The 17,802-nt window shown below is 66.9% G+C and carries 16 protein-coding genes; 12 read left to right on the forward strand and 4 right to left on the reverse strand.

All coding sequences use genetic code 11. The features are described from left to right. The first annotated feature begins 77 nt into the window (after positions 1-77). The 7 genes from czcI to ACSFCA_RS20405 all read left to right on the forward strand — a co-directional run bounded on the left by czcI (position 78) and on the right by ACSFCA_RS20405 (position 8,692). Positions 78-452: a cation efflux protein, CzcI family gene (gene czcI, locus ACSFCA_RS20375; RefSeq protein WP_435460719.1), complete on the forward strand. Its 375-nt coding sequence runs from the start codon at positions 78-80 to the stop codon at positions 450-452. Positions 453-550: 98 nt separating this feature from the next. Continuing rightward, on the forward strand, positions 551-1,888 hold the full coding sequence (locus tag ACSFCA_RS20380) for a TolC family protein (RefSeq protein WP_435460718.1): 1,338 nt from the start codon (positions 551-553) through the stop codon (positions 1,886-1,888). Between the two features lie 26 nt (positions 1,889-1,914). Continuing rightward, complete coding sequence (locus ACSFCA_RS20385) at positions 1,915-3,258, forward strand: efflux RND transporter periplasmic adaptor subunit (protein ID WP_435460717.1); 1,344 nt, start codon at positions 1,915-1,917, stop codon at positions 3,256-3,258. Positions 3,259-3,268: 10 nt separating this feature from the next. Next, entirely contained in the window at positions 3,269-6,484 is a 3,216-nt protein-coding gene (locus tag ACSFCA_RS20390) for a CusA/CzcA family heavy metal efflux RND transporter (protein WP_435460716.1), read from the forward strand. Then, the gene (locus tag ACSFCA_RS20395; RefSeq protein WP_435460913.1) at positions 6,474-7,391 is read left to right on the forward strand and encodes a cation diffusion facilitator family transporter; all 918 of its coding nucleotides are present in this window, start codon (positions 6,474-6,476) and stop codon (positions 7,389-7,391) included. The genes ACSFCA_RS20390 and ACSFCA_RS20395 overlap by 11 nt, the downstream gene beginning before the upstream one ends. 130 nt (positions 7,392-7,521) lie before the next feature. Then, positions 7,522-8,274 (forward strand): SDR family oxidoreductase, encoded by a 753-nt coding sequence (locus ACSFCA_RS20400; protein ID WP_435460715.1) that lies wholly within the window; start codon positions 7,522-7,524, stop codon positions 8,272-8,274. A 10-nt stretch (positions 8,275-8,284) separates the two neighbouring features. Further along, entirely contained in the window at positions 8,285-8,692 is a 408-nt protein-coding gene (locus ACSFCA_RS20405) for a cupin domain-containing protein (RefSeq protein ID WP_435460714.1), read from the forward strand. A 4-nt stretch (positions 8,693-8,696) separates the two neighbouring features. Here the strand turns inward: ACSFCA_RS20405 and mog are convergent, their stop codons facing one another. Further along, on the reverse strand, positions 8,697-9,287 hold the full coding sequence (mog, locus tag ACSFCA_RS20410) for a molybdopterin adenylyltransferase (RefSeq protein WP_435460713.1): 591 nt from the start codon (positions 9,285-9,287) through the stop codon (positions 8,697-8,699). Then, positions 9,284-9,940 (reverse strand): ribosome biogenesis factor YjgA, encoded by a 657-nt coding sequence (gene yjgA / locus ACSFCA_RS20415; RefSeq protein ID WP_435460712.1) that lies wholly within the window; start codon positions 9,938-9,940, stop codon positions 9,284-9,286. The genes mog and yjgA overlap by 4 nt, the downstream gene beginning before the upstream one ends. Positions 9,941-10,044: 104 nt before the next feature. Here yjgA and pmbA point away from each other — a divergent pair, with 104 nt between their 5' ends. After that, complete coding sequence (pmbA, locus tag ACSFCA_RS20420; protein WP_435460711.1) at positions 10,045-11,415, forward strand: metalloprotease PmbA; 1,371 nt, start codon at positions 10,045-10,047, stop codon at positions 11,413-11,415. Positions 11,416-11,454: 39 nt separating this feature from the next. Beyond that, a complete protein-coding gene (locus ACSFCA_RS20425) occupies positions 11,455-12,402 on the forward strand; it encodes a cupin domain-containing protein (protein ID WP_435460710.1) in 948 nt (315 codons plus the stop codon). Between the two features lie 21 nt (positions 12,403-12,423). Here the strand turns inward: ACSFCA_RS20425 and ACSFCA_RS20430 are convergent, their stop codons facing one another. Together ACSFCA_RS20430 and ACSFCA_RS20435 are read right to left on the reverse strand one after the other, a co-directional pair. Beyond that, positions 12,424-13,659 carry an MFS transporter gene (locus ACSFCA_RS20430; protein ID WP_435460709.1) on the reverse strand — a complete coding sequence of 412 codons (1,236 nt, stop codon included), beginning with the start codon at positions 13,657-13,659 and terminating at the stop codon, positions 12,424-12,426. 15 nt (positions 13,660-13,674) lie between these two features. After that, on the reverse strand, positions 13,675-14,538 hold the full coding sequence (locus tag ACSFCA_RS20435) for an alpha/beta fold hydrolase (RefSeq protein ID WP_435460708.1): 864 nt from the start codon (positions 14,536-14,538) through the stop codon (positions 13,675-13,677). A gap of 234 nt (positions 14,539-14,772) precedes the next feature. Between ACSFCA_RS20435 and ACSFCA_RS20440 the strand changes: the two genes are divergently transcribed. From ACSFCA_RS20440 to ACSFCA_RS20450, 3 genes are read left to right on the forward strand one after another with little or no spacing between them, the layout of a single operon-like run. Then, positions 14,773-16,053, forward strand: coding sequence for an ABC transporter substrate-binding protein (locus tag ACSFCA_RS20440; protein ID WP_258350210.1), 1,281 nt, complete (start codon positions 14,773-14,775; stop codon positions 16,051-16,053). Between the two features lie 4 nt (positions 16,054-16,057). Continuing rightward, positions 16,058-16,939, forward strand: a complete 882-nt coding sequence (locus ACSFCA_RS20445; protein ID WP_258350209.1) for a carbohydrate ABC transporter permease — start codon at positions 16,058-16,060, stop codon at positions 16,937-16,939. Beyond that, positions 16,936-17,784: a carbohydrate ABC transporter permease gene (locus tag ACSFCA_RS20450; RefSeq protein WP_258350208.1), complete on the forward strand. Its 849-nt coding sequence runs from the start codon at positions 16,936-16,938 to the stop codon at positions 17,782-17,784. Before ACSFCA_RS20445 ends, ACSFCA_RS20450 begins: the two co-directional genes overlap by 4 nt. Positions 17,785-17,802 lie beyond the last annotated feature (18 nt).

Consider the following 17,802-nt stretch of genomic DNA (forward strand, 5'->3'; position numbering starts at 1 on the left):
ACATTGCGCCGGGCCTGCAGTTCGCAGGGCCATTGCCGGAATGCCCGCCGCTGGCCGTCGATATACTTTTTGCCTCCATGCGCCGCTGGCTCCTCATCTTCCTGCTCGTCCTGTTGCCGTTCCAGTTCAGCTGGGCGTCGGCATCGGCGTATTGCCAGCATGAGCGCGATACGCAGCCCGAGCACTGGGGCCACCACGAAAGCGAAACCCGCGGCACCGACCGCAGCCACAGTGGCGAGGGCGCGCAGAAAAACTCCAGCACCCAGCCCAATGCAGTGGTCGGCGAATGCGCTGTCTGCCATGCCGGCTATGCCCAGCATGCGGATGCTTCGGTGGAGCCGGTGCTGGCTGCGGCGCGCGTGGCCCAGGCCCTGCGCGCAATGCCTGCCGAGCGCTTCGCCTCGCACATCTCCGACGTTCCGGTCCGTCCCGACTGGTCTCTCGTCCTCTGATTCGGCGAGAGAACACATTCCCCCTCTGATACCCACCATCAGCTGAGCTCTTCTCGCCGAATTCGCCCGTCCGTTGTTTCGCAACCCAGGAGAATTCGATGCGCACGCTCTTCGTGCCGCTGGCCATTTTGGCCTTGGCGGCGCCCCCGGCTTTTTCACAACAGGCCGCAGTGTCGGCCGCTGCCGGCACCCCGTATTCACAGCAGGCCAACGCGGCTGCCCGCACGCTGGAGCCCGCGGGCCCGCTGACCCTGCGCAACGCCGTTGCGATGGCGTTGCAGGCCAACCCGGGCCTGTCTGCCGCATCACGCGAGCAGGAGGCCACCGAGGCCGCCATCGTCCAGGCCGGCGCATGGCCCAACCCCACGCTCGACGCGCAGATGGAAGACCTGCGCCGCGACAACCGCACCACCACGCTGCAGCTGAGCCAGCCCCTCGAGCTGGGTGGCAAGCGCGCGGCCCGCGTGACGGCGGCCGAACGCGCGCGCGACCAGGCCTCATCGGCGCTGGCCGGTCGCCGCGCCGAGGTGCGCGCGGCGACCGTTACCGCCTTCTTCGACGTGCTGACCGCGCAAGAGCGCCTGCGGCTCGCGCAGGATTCCGTAAGCCTCGCGCAGACGGCCACCCGCGCGGCCGCCAATCGAGTGGCCGCCGGCAAGGTCTCGCCGCTGGAAGAAACCAGGGCGCGCGTGGCCGAGGCCGGCATCCGCGTTGAGCTGTTGCAGGCCGAGGGCACGCTGCGCTCGGTACGCCAGCAACTGGCCGCGCTGTGGGGCAACCCGAACCCGCGCTTCACGCAGGTGGATGGCGCGGTCGATCAGCTGCCGGCGATGGCGCAGGACGTGGCCAGCCGCTTGGGCGCAGCGCCCGTGGTGCAGCAAGCGCGGCTTGAGGTTGAGCGGCGCAAGGCGCTGTCTGACCTGGAGCAGGCCAAGCGCATCCCCGACGTGACTGTGTCGCTCGGCGCCAAGCGCGTGCCTGCATCCGAAGGCGAGACCGGCAGCAGCCGGCGCAACCAAGTGGTCGTGGGCCTGTCAATTCCGTTGCCGATCTTCGACACCAATCGCGGCAACGTGGCCGAGGCGTTGAGCCGCGAAGAAAAGGCGCGTGACGACCTCGCTGCCGCCGAGCTGCAGCTGGGCACCGACGTCGCGCAAGCCTCCGAGCGCCTGCGCTCCGCACGCGCTACCGCCGAGACGCTGCAGCGCGACGCGCTACCCGGCGCCGAGACCGCCTACAAGGCCGCCACCAAGGGCTTCGAGCTCGGGAAGTTCAGCTTCCTGGAAGCACTCGACGCGCAGCGCACGCTGTTCCAGGTGCGCGCGCAATACCTGCTCGCACTGGCCGACGCGCACCGCGCCGCCGGCGACCTCGACCGACTGCTCGGCAACGAAGGCAACGACATCTCTGCCGCGACGCCACCCGTCGTGCGCTGACAAGCAAGCAAGAAACACCACAGATCATGAACACCCAAGAACGCAAACCTTTCGCCGAGCGCATCGGCAAGAAGCAGTGGATCGCCATCGCGGTCGTCCTGGTGCTGGGCCTCGGCGCGGGCGCGATGATCCTGCGCACATCACCCGCCAAGCCCGAAGCGGCCGGCCATTCGGAGGCTACCGGGCACGGCGACGGCGAGCATCACGAAGAAGGTGGCAAGGAAGCCAAGCAAGAGGGCAAGGACCACGACCACGATCACGGCGAGGCCAAGGGCCATGCCGACAACGAGCACCACGAGGAAGGCAAGGAAAAGGCCGCAACGTCGGAACACAAGGAAGACGAAGAAAAGATCGCCTTCACCGACGAGCAGATCAAGGCCGCCGACATGACCATCGAGAGCGCCGGCCCCGCGCGCATCAAGTCGTCGCTGCAGCTGCCCGGCGAGATCAAGTTCAACGAGGACCGCACGGCCCACGTGGTGCCGCGCGTGGCGGGCGTGGTCGACAGCGTGTCGGCCGACCTCGGTCAGGAGGTCAAGCGCGGGCAGGTGCTGGCGGTGCTTTCAAGCCCCTCGCTGTCGGAGCAGCGCAGCGCGCTGCAATCGGCGCAGCGCCGGCTGGAGCTGGCCCGCTCCACCTACGAGCGCGAGAAGAAACTGTGGGAAGAAAAGATCTCCCCCCAGCAGGACTACCTGCAGGCCCAGCAGGCCATGCAGGAAGCGCAGATCGCCGTGGCCAACGCCAACCAGAAGCTGCTGGCGCTCGGCGCCACGCCCGGCTCGTCGGCGCTGGGTCGCTACGAGCTGCGCGCGCCCTTCGACGGCATGGTGGTTGAAAAGCACATCTCGCTCGGCGAATCGGTGGGCGAGGCAGTCAACGTCTTCACCATCTCCGATCTGTCGACCGTGTGGGCCGAGATCAGCGTGGCCGCCAACAATCTGAACCTGGTGCGCATCGGCGAGCCGGTGAGCATCCGCTCCAGCGCCTTCGACCAGACCGCGACCGGCAAGGTGTCGTACGTAGGCTCGCTGATCGGCGCGCAGACGCGCACCGCCACTGCGCGTGTCACGCTGACGAACCCGCAGCGCATCTGGCGCCCGGGCCTGTTCGTGAACGTCGAGCTCGTGGCCTCCGAAACGGATGCCCCCGTGACCGTCTCGGCCGAAGCGGTGCAGACGGTGGAAGACAAGCCGACCGTGTTCCTGCGCGTGCCCGGTGGCTTTGTGCCGCAGCACGTGCAGACCGGGCGCAGCGACGGCAAGCGCATCGAGATCGTGAGCGGCCTGAAGCCCGGCGCGGCCTATGCCGCCAGCGGCAGCTTCGTCGTGAAGTCGCAGCAGGGCAAGAGCTCGGCCACGCACACCCACTGAGGAAGCACGCATGTTCGAACGCATCATCCGCTTCTCCATCGAGCAGCGCTGGCTGATCCTGCTTGCCGTGCTCGGCATGGCGGCGCTCGGCATCTTCAGCTACCAGAAGCTGCCCATCGACGCCGTGCCCGACATCACCAACGTGCAGGTGCAGATCAACACCGCCGCGCCCGGCTACTCCCCGCTGGAGACCGAGCAGCGCGTGACCTACCCGATCGAGACCGTCATGGCCGGCCTGCCGGGCCTGCAGCAGACCCGTTCGCTGTCTCGCTACGGCCTCTCGCAGGTAACGGTGATCTTCAAAGACGGCACCGACATCTACTTCGCGCGGCAGCTCGTCAACGAGCGCATCCAGTCCGCACGGGAAAGCATGCCCGGCGGCATCTCGCCGGTGATAGGGCCCATCTCCACCGGCCTCGGCGAGATCTACCTCTGGACCGTCGAGGCGGAAGAGGGCGCGAAGAAGGCCGACGGCAAGCCCTACTCGCCCACTGACCTGCGCGAGATACAGGACTGGATCATCAAGCCGCAGTTGCGCAACGTGGCGGGTGTGACCGAGATCAACTCCATCGGCGGCTACGCCAAGGAGTTCCACATCGCGCCCGACCCGGCCAAGCTGCTGGCCCACGGCCTCACGATGACCGACCTCGTCACCGCGCTGGAACGCAACAACGCCAACGTGGGCGCGGGCTACATCGAGAAGCGCGGCGAGCAGTACCTCATTCGCGCGCCGGGGCAGGTGAAGTCGGCGGAGGACATCGGCAACGTCATCCTGGGCAACGCCAACGGCATTCCGCTGCGCGTGCAGGACGTGGCCGAGGTCGGCATCGGCAAGGAACTGCGCACCGGCGCGGCCACCGACAACGGCCGTGAGGTGGTGCTGGGCACCGTGTTCATGCTGATCGGCGAGAACAGCCGCACCGTGTCGCAGGCGGTCGACAAGAAGATGCAGGAAATCAACCGCACGCTGCCCGCCGGCGTGAAGGCGGTGACGGTGTACGACCGCACCGTGCTGGTCGACAAGGCCATCACCACGGTGAAGAAGAACCTGTTCGAGGGTGCGGTGCTGGTCATCGCGATCCTGTTCCTGTTTCTCGGCAACATCCGCGCGGCGCTGATCACCGCGCTGGTCATTCCGCTGTCGATGCTCTTCACCTTCACCGGCATGGTGAACCAGAAGGTCAGCGCCAACCTCATGAGCCTGGGGGCGCTGGACTTCGGCATCATCATCGACGGGGCGGTGGTGATCGTGGAGAACTGCGTGCGAAGGTTGGCCCATGCGCAGGCCCACAAGGGCAGGCCGCTGACGCGCACCGAGCGCTTCCACGAAGTGTTCGCGGCCTCGCAGGAGGCACGCCGGCCGCTGCTGTTCGGCCAGCTGATCATCATGATCGTGTACCTGCCGATCTTTGCGCTCACGGGCGTCGAGGGCAAGCTGTTCCACCCGATGGCCTTCACCGTGGTGATTGCGCTGCTGGGCGCGATGATTTTGTCGATCACCTTCATTCCAGCGGCCGTGGCGCTGTTCATCGGCAACAAGGTCAGCGAGAAGGAAAACCGCCTGATGGTGTGGGCCAAGCGCGGCTACGAGCCGCTGCTGGCGCGCGTCATGGCGGCCAAGCCGCTGGTCATTACGCTGGCCGCCGTGGCGGTGGTGCTGTCGGGCCTGCTGGCCACGCGCCTGGGCACGGAGTTCGTGCCGAGCCTGAGCGAAGGCGACTTCGCCATTCAGGCGCTGCGCATTCCGGGCACCAGCCTCACGCAGTCAGTCGAGATGCAGAAGCAGCTCGAACGCACGCTGAAGGCGAAGTTTCCGGAGATCGAGCGCGTGTTTGCGCGCACCGGCACGGCCGAGATTGCTTCAGACCCGATGCCGCCGAACATCTCCGACGGCTACATCATGCTCAAGCCCGAGAGCGAGTGGCCCAAGCCTCGTCGTACACGGGAGGAGCTCCTTGCAGCGGTGCAGGAAGAAGTGGAGAAGCTCCCGGGCAACAACTACGAGTTCTCGCAGCCCATCCAGCTGCGCTTCAACGAGCTGATCTCGGGCGTGCGCAGCGACGTGGCCGTGAAGATCTTCGGCGACGACATGGACGTGCTGAACAAGACGGCGGCCGAGGTGTCGGGCGTGCTGGGCAAGATCGCCGGTGCGGCCGAGGTGAAGGTCGAGCAGACCACCGGCCTGCCGATGCTCACCGTGAACATCGACCGCAACAAGACCGCGCGCTACGGCCTCAACGTGGGCGACGTGCAGGACGCGATCTCCACCGCGGTAGGCGGGCGCGAGGCGGGCACGCTGTTCGACGGTGACCGTCGCTTCGACATCATCGTGCGCCTGCCCGAGAACCTGCGCACCGACCTCGAAGCCATCAAGCGGCTGCCCGTGGCCCTGCCCAAGGGCGCGGGCGCCGAAGGCCAGCGCACCAGCTTCATTCCGCTGGGCGAGGTGGCCACGCTCGACATCGCGCCCGGCCCCAACCAGGTGAGCCGCGAGGACGGCAAGCGCCGCATCGTGGTGAGCGCCAATGTGCGCGGGCGCGACCTCGGCTCCTTCGTGGCCGAGGCCGAAGAGGCCATGCGCAACGTGAAGATCCCCACCGGCTACTGGACCGTGTGGGGCGGCCAGTACGAGAACCTCGCTTCGGCCACGCAGCGGCTGCAGATCGTGGTGCCGGTGTCGCTGCTGCTGGTGTTCACACTGCTGTTCGCGATGTTCGGCAACCTCAAGGACGGCCTGCTGGTGTTCACCGGCATTCCGTTCGCGCTCACGGGCGGCATCGTGGCGCTGTGGATGCGCGGCATTCCGCTGTCGATCTCGGCGGCGGTGGGCTTCATTGCGCTGTCGGGCGTGGCGGTGCTCAACGGGCTGGTGATGATCTCGTTCATCCGCAACCTGCGCGAAGGCGGCCTGCCGCTGGACGCGGCCATTCGCGAAGGCGCGCTCACGCGGCTGCGGCCGGTGCTGATGACGGCGCTGGTCGCCTCGCTGGGCTTCGTGCCGATGGCCATTGCCACCGGCACCGGCGCCGAAGTGCAGCGGCCGCTGGCCACGGTGGTGATCGGCGGTATTCTTTCGTCGACCGCGCTGACGCTGCTGGTGCTTCCGCTGCTCTACCGCATTGCGCACCGGCGCGATGAAGAAGAGGAAGAAGTGCAGGAGCAGGTTCATGGCGCACCACTCGATCCTGCACCCGCATCAGCACTTCAAGGTTCCCATGGCACATGAGCATTCACACGCTGTAGGCGGCAACGAGAAGGCACTGCGCTGGGCGCTTCTGCTGACCACGGTCTACCTCGTGGCCGAGGTGGTCGGCGGGCTGGTGTCGGGCAGCCTCGCGCTGCTGTCCGATGCGGCCCACATGTTCACCGACACGGTGGCGCTGGCGATCTCACTGGCCGCCATCTGGATCGGCAAGCGACCCGCCGACAGGCGGCGCACCTTCGGCTACTACCGCTTCGAGATCCTGGCTGCTGTGCTGAACGCGGTGCTGCTGTTCTTCGTGGCGATCTACGTGCTGTACGAGGCCTGGCGGCGCATCTCGGCGCCGGCCGAGATCCAGTCGACCATGATGCTGCTGGTGGCGGTGGGCGGGCTGGTCGTCAACCTGATCGGCATGCGGCTGCTCGCGGCAGGCAAGGACAAGAGCCTCAACGTGAAGGGCGCGTACCTGGAGGTGTGGGCAGACATGCTGGGCTCGATCGGCGTGATCGTCGGGGCTCTGGTGATCCGCTTCACCGGCTGGGCGTGGGTCGATTCGGTGATTGCGGTCGCCATCGGCCTGTGGGTGTTGCCGCGCACCTGGCGGCTGTTGCGCGAGAGCCTCAACGTGTTGCTCGAAGGCGTGCCCGACGATGTAGACCTGCCCGAGGTCGAGCGTGCGCTGCTGGGCAGCGAAGGCGTCGCCAGCCTGCACGACCTGCATGTATGGGCACTCTCGAGCGGCAAGGTGAGCCTGAGCGTGCACGTGGTGTGCACGCCGGATGTGGGCGACATGGCACCGCTGATGCTGCGGTTGCGCGCCCTGCTGGCGGAGCGCTTCGACATCCACCATTCGACCGTGCAGGTCGAGCGCGTGCCGTGCGAGCAGGCGGCCGAAAGCCATGGTTTCGGGCCTGCGGTAGCGGCTACCTAGCTGACTGGAACGGTCGGCTCCGGGGATTTTTCGGTCCCGGTGTCACAAACGCCCCCCGCTGGACGTCTTGCCTGCATGGACGTCCACGGGGGCGTTCTTGACTCCGACTCTCCTTACCGAGGAATCAACCATGAAGATCGTCATCATCGGAGGCTCCGGCCTCATCGGCTCCAAGCTCGCCACGCGCCTGCGCGATGCGGGCCACGAGGTCAACGCCGCGTCGCCCTCGACTAGCGTCAACGCGCTCACCGGCGAAGGCCTGAAGGCCGCGCTGGCGGGCGCCAATGTGGTCGTCGACGTCGCGAATTCGCCCTCGTTCGAGGACGAGCCGGCGCTCCGCTTCTTCGACACCGCGGGGCGCAACCTGCTCGCCGCCGAGGCTGAGGCCGGTGTGGCGCATCACATCGCGCTGTCGGTGGTCGGCACCGACCGCCTGCTGGCCAGTGGCTATTTCCGCGCCAAGCAGCGCCAGGAAGAGCTGATCGAGGCCTCGCCCGTGCCCTGGACCATCGTGCAGGCCACGCAGTTCTTCGAATTCGTGGCCGGCATTGCCGACGGGAGCGTGCGGGGCGGCGAAGTCCGGCTGTCGAATGCGCTGATACAGCCGATGGCGGCGGACGATGTTGCCGCCGCGCTCGCCACCGTGGTGGCCGAGCCGCCCGCGCGGGGCCGGATCGAGATCGCCGGCCCGCAGGCCATGCCGCTCGACGCGCTGGTGCGCCGCCTGTTCGCGGCGACCGGCGACAGGCGGCCGGTCGTTACCGATGCCGGGGCGAGCTACTTCGGCGTGCAGCTCGACGACCGCTCACTGACGCCCGGCAACGCCCCGCGCCTCGGGACGATCCGCTTCGAAGACTGGCTGGCGCAGCGTGCGCTGGCCTGAAAGGCAACCCATGACCCGTTTTCAGAAAACCTGCGTTTCCCTCGGCCTCGCGTTCGGCACGTTCGTCGCCATGCCCGCTCTGGCGGCCCCTGAAGCCGCCGTGACCATGCTTATGACGAAGGACCTGGCGGACATGCCCGGCAAGGAAGCAGTCACGTTCGTTGTCGACTTTCCGCCAGGCTCAGTCGATCCCGTCCACCGCCACGATGCCCACGCCTTCGTGTACGTGCTCGAGGGATCGATCGTGATGGGCGTGAAGGGCAGCAAGGAGGTCACGCTCACCCCCGGCCAGACTTTCTACGAAGGCCCGGCTGACATCCACACAGTCGGCCGCAACGCCAGTGCCACCAAGCCCGCGAAGTTCCTCGTGACGATGGTCAAGGACAAGGGCGTGCCGTTGCTCACGCTGGTCAAGTAGCCGCTCAGCGCGGTGGGCGGATGGCCGACTTGGGCCTGAACGCCTTGCAGACCGCGTCGTCGGTCTCCAGGTACGGCCCGCCGATCAGGTCGATGCAATAGGGCACTGCCGCGAAGATGCCCGGCACGACCTGCACGCCCTCGGTGTCCTTCAGCCCTTCGAGCGTTTCCGCAATCGACTTCGGCTGGCCCGGCAGGTTGATGATCAGGCTCTTGTCGCGGATCACCGCCACCTGCCGCGACAGGATCGCCGTCGGCACGAAGCGCAGGCTGATCTGGCGCATCTGCTCGCCGAAGCCGGGCATTTCCTTGTGGGCCACGGCCAGCGTGGCCTCGGGCGTTACGTCGCGCAGGGCGGGGCCTGTGCCGCCGGTGGTCAGCACCAGCGAGCAGCCGGTGTCGACCAGTTCGATCAGCGTGGCGCTGATGCGCGCGGCCTCGTCGGGGATCAGCCGGGGCTCGAATTCGATGGGGTTCTTCAGCGCCCGGCCGAGCCATTCTTTCAGCGAGGGCAGGCCCTTGTCTTCGTAGGTGCCGCTGGAGGCGCGGTCGCTGATGGAGACGATGCCGATGCGGACCGGGTCGAACGAGCTCATGCGTCTTCTTCCCGGTCTTGGGCGGCGGCCGCTGCCGCGTGGTCGGCTCCGCCGTGCACCGCGAGCTGCGCGCGCACCAGCTGGAAGATCTCGCGGTAGGCCTTGCCCTGGCGGGGCGCCTCGCCGGCCGGGCCGGTCTTCATGTCCTTGCGGGCCTGGCGCACCAGGGCGCGCAGTTGCTGGGAATCGGTGGCGGGGTGGGTTTCTATCCAGCCGCCGAGGGCGTCGTCGTCGGCAATCAGCCGGTCGCGCCAGCGCTCGGCCTCGTGCAGGGCGGCGGTTTCGGCGGCCGGCGCGATGCTTTGCTCGGACAGGGCCTGCTTCACGGCCTCCAGCACTTCGGGCTCGAGCTTACGCATGAGCTTGCCGATGAACTGCATCTGGCGGCGCTTGCCCTCGAAATTGGTGATGCGCTTGGCCTCGGCGATGGCGTCGACCAGTTTTTCGTCGAGCTGGAGCGCGTCGAACAGGCCGGCGCGCAGCGTGAGCAACTCGGTGCCTAGCTTCTGCAGCTCGTCGCTTTCGCGCTTGAGGTCGGTGCGGCTGGCTTCGTCGGTGCCCTTGAGCTCGCGCTTGAGCTCAAGGTCGAGCTCGCTGCCTTCGGCAACGAACTGGCCACGGACGAAATAGCCTTTTTTGGGTTTGCGGGACATGGAGTGGATTCTGGGCCGCACCGTGCGGCGTTGCAACGCGGTGCAACACGCAGTGGGAAGCTGGGGGAAACGGGAAATGGGGGCGCAAGTATCATAGCCACCACATGACGACATCCTCCTCGCGCGCCGATTCCGGCTTCGCCTACAGCCGCTCCTTCTTCGAAAACCTGGTCGACACCGCCTTGGCGCACGCCAGGAAGCTCGGTGCCACCGACGCCGGGGCCGAGGCCTCCGAGGGCTGCGGCCTGAGCGTATCGGTGCGCAAGGGCGAGCTCGAGAACGTCGAGCGCAACCGCGACAAGTCGCTGGGCATCACGGTCTACGTGGGCCACCGCCGCGGCAACGCCAGCACCTCCGACTTCTCCGAAGGGGCCATCAAGCAGACCGTTCAGGCGGCCTACGACATCGCCCGCTTCACGGCCGAAGACCCCGTCAGCGGCCTGCCGGACGAGGAAGACATCGCCAAGGTGCACCCCGAGCTCGACCTGTTCCACCCCTGGGACGTGACGAGCGAGCAGGCCGCCAAGCTGGCGCTGGAGTGCGAAGAGGCGGCCCTGTCGACCGACAAGCGCATCACCAACAGCGAGGGCGCGGGCGTCTCGGCCCAGCAGAGCCACTTCTTCAGCGCCCACACGCACGGCTTTCGCGGAGGCTACGCCAGCTCGCGGCATTCGATTTCGGTGGCGCCCATCGCCGGCAAGGGCGACGACATGCAGCGCGACGCCTGGTACAGCTCCATGCGCTCGGCCGATGAACTGGCCAGCCCGCAGGCCGTGGGCCGCTACGCCGCCGAACGGGCGCTCAGCCGCCTGAAGTCGCGCAAGATCAAGACCACCGAATGCCCGGTGCTGTTCGAGTCGCCGCTGGCCGTGGGCCTGCTGGGCGGGCTGGTGCAGGCCGTGAGCGGCGGGTCGCTGTACCGCAAGAGCAGCTTCCTGCTCGATTCGCTGGGCAAGCCCGTGTTGCCCAAGCATGTCAACGTGGCCGAGGACCCGCACGTGCTGCGCGGCAAGGGCAGCTCGCCCTTCGACGACGAAGGCGTGACCACCCGGGCGCGCAAGGTGGTCGATGCCGGCCGCCTCGAAGGCTACTTTCTCTCGACCTACTCGGCCCGCAAGCTGGGCATGAAGACCACCGGCAATGCTGGCGGCTCGCACAACCTGACGCTGAGTTCGCGCCTCACCAAGCACACCGACGACCTCGACGCCATGCTCGCCAAGCTGGGCACCGGCCTGTTCGTGATCGAGCTGATGGGCCAGGGCGTGAACTACGTGACCGGCGACTACTCGCGCGGCGCCAGCGGCTTCTGGGTCGAGAAGGGCAAGATCGCCTTCCCGGTGCAGGAGATCACCATCGCCGGCAACCTGAAAGACATGCTCATGGGCATCGAGGCCATCGGGGCCGATGCCTATACCTTCGGTGCCAAGACCACGGGATCGGTCCTGGTGAACCGGATGAAGATCGCCGGCAGCTGAGAAAGCACCGCCGGCTACCGCGCGAAGGCTCACAGAACCATGAGACACAACGCAGCGCGCAAGCCGGAACTCGAGCACGAACTGCTGCGCGACCCGAGGCTCGGCTTCGAGCCGGCGGGCGGCAGCTCGGTGCGCTGCCTGCAGCACGGCGTGCCCTGGCCCTTCGACTGTTGGCACTACCACGACGAATACGAGCTGCAGTGCATCAATCGCAGCAGCGGTGACGCCTTCGTGGGCGACCACATCGGCCGCTTCGAGCCCGGCTACGTGGCCCTGGTGGGCGCCCGGCTGCCCCACACCTGGATTTCGCACGACGTGCCGCCCGAGGGCATTGCCGAGCGCAGCATGGTCATCCACTTCCGCGACGAGCCGCTGCGCAAGGGCACCGACCTGTTCCCCGAGCTGAAGGCGGTGCTGCCGATGCTCGACCGCGCGAAGCTGGGCATCGAGTTCTTCGGCATCCATGCGCTGGTGCACGAACGCTTCCTGCGCGTGCAGGCGCAGGAGGGCATGGCCCGGCTGGCGGAGTTCATCGGCCTGCTGCACGAGCTGGCCCGCTGGCCCGACTGGCGCCAGATTTCGAACACCACAGGCACGGCGAGCGAAGACCCGAGCGCCAACACCCGCATGCGCCGCGTGCTCGACTACCTCGACCAGCACCTGACCGAAGAGCTGTCGCTGCCGGCCGTGTGCGCCGTGGCCAACATGGCCGAAAGCAGTTTCTCGCGCTACTTCCACAAGCACATGGGCGCCACCTTCACCGACTTCGTGACGCGGCTGCGCATCGCCAAGGCCTGCGAGATGCTGCAGACCTCCGACCGGCTGGTGAGCGACATCTGCTACGAAGTGGGCTTCGCGAACCTCGCGAACTTCAACCGGCGCTTTCTGCAGCTCAAGGGCATGACCCCCTCGGCCTACCGTCAGCAGGCACAGGACCGCTTCGGCCTGCGCACCGCGCAGAACACGCCGCTCGCCACCACGGCCTGAGCTTCCCGGTGCTGAAGCTCATCAGGGGCTGGCATCCTGCGGCGTCAGGTGCCGGGTCATGGCCCAGAACGCCAGTGCCAGGCCGCTGGTGAGGGCCCCGGCCAGGCAGACGCTGTTCCAGCCGCCGTGTGCGTACAGCATCGTCGAGGCGATCGATCCAGTGGCGGAGCCGATGGAATAGAAAATCATGTAGCCGGCTGTCAGGCGGCTCTGGGCTTCCGGGCGCACGCGGTAGATCAGGCTCTGGTTGGCGACGTGCACCGACTGCAGGCCGAAGTCGATCGTGACCACGCCGACCACCATCGCCCAGATAGACCACGGCAGCATGGCGATGAGCGCCCACGACAGCAGCATCACCGACAGCCCGATGCCGGTAGTGCGCTGAGCGCGACCCCGGTCTGCCTGTCGACCCGCGCGTGCAGCGCCCATGGCGCCGGCCGCACCCGCCAGGCCGAACAGGCCCACTTGCGTGTGCGACAGCGAGAACGGCGGCGCCGTGAGCGGCAGCACCATCGGCGTCAGCAGCATCGTGATGGCCATGAAGATCAGCATGGCCAGCACCGCGCGGATGCGCAGCACGGGCTCTTCGGCGAAGAGCGTGAAGACCGACCGGATCAGCTGCAGGTACGAGATGCGCACCGGGGGTGGCGCGCGCCGGGGAAGCGCCTTCCACAACAGGCCGGAGACGACCAGCGTGGCCGCGGCGGACACCAGGTACACCGAGCGCCAGCCGACAAGATCGGACAACGTGCCCGACACCGCCCGCGCCAGCAGGATGCCGACGATGATGCCGCTGGTGACGATGCCGACCACGCGGCCGCGCTCGCCCGGCGGCGCCATGAGCGCGGCGTAGGCGACCAGCACCTGCGTCACGACGGCCAGCACGCCCACGGCGGCCATCGCCGGCAGCAGGATCGCCGCGCTGGGCGCCAGCGCGACGCAGAGCAGTGCGACCACCGACAGCAGCGATTGCCCCACGATCAGCTGCCGCCGGTCGATCAGGTCGCCCAGAGGAACGACCAGCAGCAGCCCCAGGCCGTAGCCGACCTGGGTGATGGTGATCACGATGCCGACCGTGGCGGGGCGGATGCCGAAGGTGGCCGCCAGCGTGTCCAGCAGCGGCTGGGCGTAGTAGACGTTGGCCACGGCCAGCCCGCAGGCGACCGCGAACAGCAGCGCCATCGCGGCCGTTATCGGCGGCGCGGTGGGCCGTGCCTGTGTATCCCGGGCCGCGGCTGCATCGATGTTCAATTGCATGGCGATGCTCTGCCGTCAGGCACGCAGGGCGTCGTGGAAGCGCTCGATGTGCGCGGCGATCGTTTCGCCCAGTTCTTCGAGCGCGAAATGGCCGGTGTCGAGCAGCTTGAAATCGATCTGCCGGAGATCGCGCTGGTAGGGATACGCGCCCGACGGCGGAAAGATCACGTCGTTGGCGCCCCAGACGACCAGCGTCGGCGGCTGGTGCTGGCGAAAGTAGGCCTGCCAGGCCGGGTAGTGCGAGAGGTTGCGGCCGTAGTCGTGCAGCAGGGCCGCCATCGCGTCCTTGTTGCCGGGGCGGGCCAGCAGGGCGCGTTGCAGCAGCCAGTTGTCCGGGTTGATGCGCGCTGGGTCTTTCACGCCGTGGGTGTAGTTCCATTCCAGGGCCGCGTCGGACATGGCGGCTTCGCGGATCCTGGCGTAGTTGACCGGCGACGGGTCCCTCCACAGCTCGCGGGCCAAACCCCAGAAGTCGTCCGGCAATCCCTCTTCGTAGGCGTTGGCATTCTGCACGACCAGGAAGCTCACTTTTTCAGGGTGGCGGCTGGCCAGCCGGAATCCCACCGGGCCGCCGAAATCCTGCATGTAGAGGCCGTAGCGCTTCAGGCCGAGTTGGTCGGTGAATTTCTCGACGATGTCGGCGAGGTGGTCGAAGGTGTAGCTGAACTCGACGACCGAAGGCGCATCGCTATGACCGAAGCCGGGGTAGTCCGGCGCGATGACGTGGAAGCGATGGGCCAGCCGTTCGATCAGCTCCCGGTACATGAAGGAGGAGGCTGGAAAGCCGTGCAGCAGGAGCAGGGTTGGCAGCGCCGGGTCTCCAGCCTCGCGGTAGAAGATGTTCAGGCCGTCGATGGTGGCTGTGCGGTAGTGGGTCATGGTGGATTCCAGAAATGGCGTTCTTGGTTTCAAAACAAAACCACGCGGATTCTATCGATCTGGTTTTACATTGCAACTGATTGGCGAATTCGCGCGCCACCCCCGGCAAAACCCCAAGCCCGCTGGTCATCGAAGTACCAGTCCACCGGCGCGCGTGTACGCGGCGCCGGGCCGCGGCTGAATACGCTTCGTCCCTCTCGCAAGCCCTTCACAAACAAGACCAGGAGACGAACGATGACGAACCGAACCACTCGCCGCATTGCGGCCGGCACGCTGTTGCTGGCGGCATTGGCCGCGGCGGGCCATGCGCAGGCGCAGCAGGCCTGCAAGGACGATGTGCGCGTGCTGTCCCAGCCGCGCGACGGGCTGACCCTGCTGGAAAAGTACAAGGACGAGTTCAAGGCCCTGAGCGGCGCGTCGTTCAACATCGACAACCTCAACGAGAACGACCGCCGCACCAAGACCCGCGCCGACGCCTCGACCGTCGGCAAGTACAACGTGTACTACGTCGACGAGGCCAACGTGCCGCTGTTCGCCCAGTCGAAGTGGATCGTGCCGCTGGCCAAGTACTACCCCGCCGACTACGACTACGCCGACTTCGACCCCGGCCGCCAGAAGGTCGCCACTTTCGACGGCCAGGCCTGGTTCGCGCCGCTCACCGGTGGCGGCGACTTGCTGGTCTATCGCAAGGACCTGCTCGAGAAGGCCGGCATCAAGCCGCCCACAACGCTTGAGGAATTCGCCGAAGCCGCGAAGAAGCTCAACGACCCGGCCCACGGCATCTACGGCGTGGCCCTGCGTGGCCAGCGCGGTTCGGGTGCCAACGTGTGGCGCTGGATGCCGTTCTTCCGCGGCTACGGCGGCCAGTGGTTCGATGGCGACAAGCCCGTGTTCGATTCGCCCGCCGCGGTGAAGGCCACGCAGACCTACCTCGACCTGTTCAAGTACTCCGCGCCCGGCACCAAGACCGGCGGCTGGGACGAAGCCACCGGCGCCTTCCTCGCGGGCAAGGTGGCGATGCTGATCGAGTCGACCCCGCTGGCGGGCAATGCGCTCGACCCGAAGATGTCGACCGTGATCGGCAAGGTCGCCTACCTGCCGCCGCCCACGCCGCTGACCGGCGGCGGCTACGGCCACGGGCTGGCCATCGGTGCCAAGGCCAACAAGACCGAGGAGGCGAAGAAGTGCGCGGGCCTGTTCGTCGCCTGGGCCACCTCGAAGAAGCAGGAGCAGCGCCGCCTCGCCGAAGGCCAGTTCGGCGAACTCAACCGCACCAGCGTGCTGGGCAGCCCCGAGTTTGCGAAACGCTACGGCGCCGACCTCGGCAAGGCGCTGGCCGACACAGGCAAGCTCACGGCCGTGAACTTCTGGCAGGACGCCGCCTGGCCCGACCTCGGCGACCGCTGGGGGATCATTCTCGAAGAGCTGATCACCGGCTCGCGCACCGACATCAAGGCCGGCCTCGATGAGCTCGACGCCTACGCAAAGCAGCTGATCGCACGGCGCAAGAAGTAATGTGATGGCCACCAGGGAGAAAAGAAAAAAGACAAGACTGCCGGTCGTCTTCATCGGGCCGGGCCTGCTGGTGCTCGCGGTGCTGGCGCTGGTGCCGACGCTGTTCGCGATCGGCATCTCGCTGCAAGACCGCGAACTGGGCCAGGCCGATTCGAGCTGGGTCTGGTTGTCGAACTACATCCAGCTGTTTTCCGACCGGCGCTTTCTCAACTCCGTGCGGGTGTCGCTGGTGTGGGAGGTGCTGACCGTCAGCGCGACCATGGGGCTCGCGGTGCTGCTGGGTGTGTTGCTGTTCCAGTGCGCCACCGCGCGCTGGCGCAACGTGTTGTCGATGCTGTTCATCGTGCCCGTGCTGCTGCCGCGCGTGTCGGCCGCCTTTGTGTGGAAGTTCGCCTTTCATCCGCTGTTCGGGTTGCTGACGTATCCGTACAAGGCGATCACCGGCGAGCCGCTGGATCTGCTGGCCAGCCCGCTCACGGCGCTGATGACGGTGGCTTTCGTGGACGTGTGGCAGTGGGGGCTGTTCTTCGCAGTCATCGTGCTGAAGCTGCTCGAGACGCTGCCGCCACAGCCCTTCGAGGCCGCGCGCATGGACCATGCGAAGACCTGGGAGGTCTACGCGTATGTCGCGCTGCCGATGCTGAAGGCGCCGCTCATCAGCTTGACGTTCGTGAAGATGGTCGAGTCGTTGCGCGCCTTCGACCTGATCTACGTGATGACGCGCGGCGGCCCGGGAATCTCGACCGAGACACTGGATATGTACGCCTTCTCGCAGGGCTTCATCGAGTCCGGGCGCATCTCGTACGCGTCGAGCATGGCGGTGCTGATGATGGTCGCGTCGACAGTGGCGTTCACCTACATCTGGAAATGGACGCGACCGAAATGAGCGCTTTGCCAAAAAAGAAAAAACCGTTCTCCCTCGGCACGCTGCTCGCCCGGCTGGTGCTGGTCGGCGCAGGGCTCTCCGCGCTGGTTCCCGTGCTCTGGACCTTTCTCAACTCGTTCAAGAACCGGGTCGACATCGTCTCTGCAGTGCCGAAGATTTTCTTCACGCCCACGCTGGAGAACTACATCTACGTGCTGAGTCGCGAGGCAGTGGCGCAGGGGCTGGTCAACTCCATCTTGGTGGTAGGCGCGGCGGTGATCGCCGGTGCGTTGCTCGGGCTGCCGGCCGCCTACGCGCTCGCGCGCTATCCGCTGCGCTGGGCAGACGACATCCAGTTCTTCGTGCTGTCGATGCGCTTCCTGCCGCCCGTGGCCGTGGCCATTCCGCTCATGGTGATCTGGCTGCAGCTGGAGTTGTACGACACGCGCTTCGCGCTGATCGTCACCTACACGCTGCTCACGCTCTCGACTGTGATCTGGCTCGCCATACCCGCCTTCAAGGCAGTGCCGAAAGAGGTGGAAGAGGCCGGCCGCGTCGACGGCTACGGCCCCTACGCGATCTTCTTCAAGGTGGCGCTGCCGATTGCCGCGCGCTCGCTGGTTGGCGCCATCGCCTTTGGCTTTGTGCTGGTGTGGAACGAGTTCCTCATCGCGCTGATGCTCACAACGTCGGATGCGAAGACGCTGCCCATCGTTGCCTCGGAGCTGAGCCAGCTCGGGCGCGACGTGCCGTGGGGCATCTTGAATGCCTCGGTCATCCTGCTGTCGCTGCCGCCGCTGCTCATGGTCGGCGTGCTCAGCGGTTTTCTCAACGCCGCCTTCAAGCGCAAGCGCGATGCCGCATGAGCCAGATCATTTCTTTTT

The organism is Variovorax multivorans (genome assembly GCF_051216835.1).
In the GTDB taxonomy this organism is placed as follows: Bacteria; Pseudomonadota; Gammaproteobacteria; order Burkholderiales; family Burkholderiaceae_C; genus Variovorax.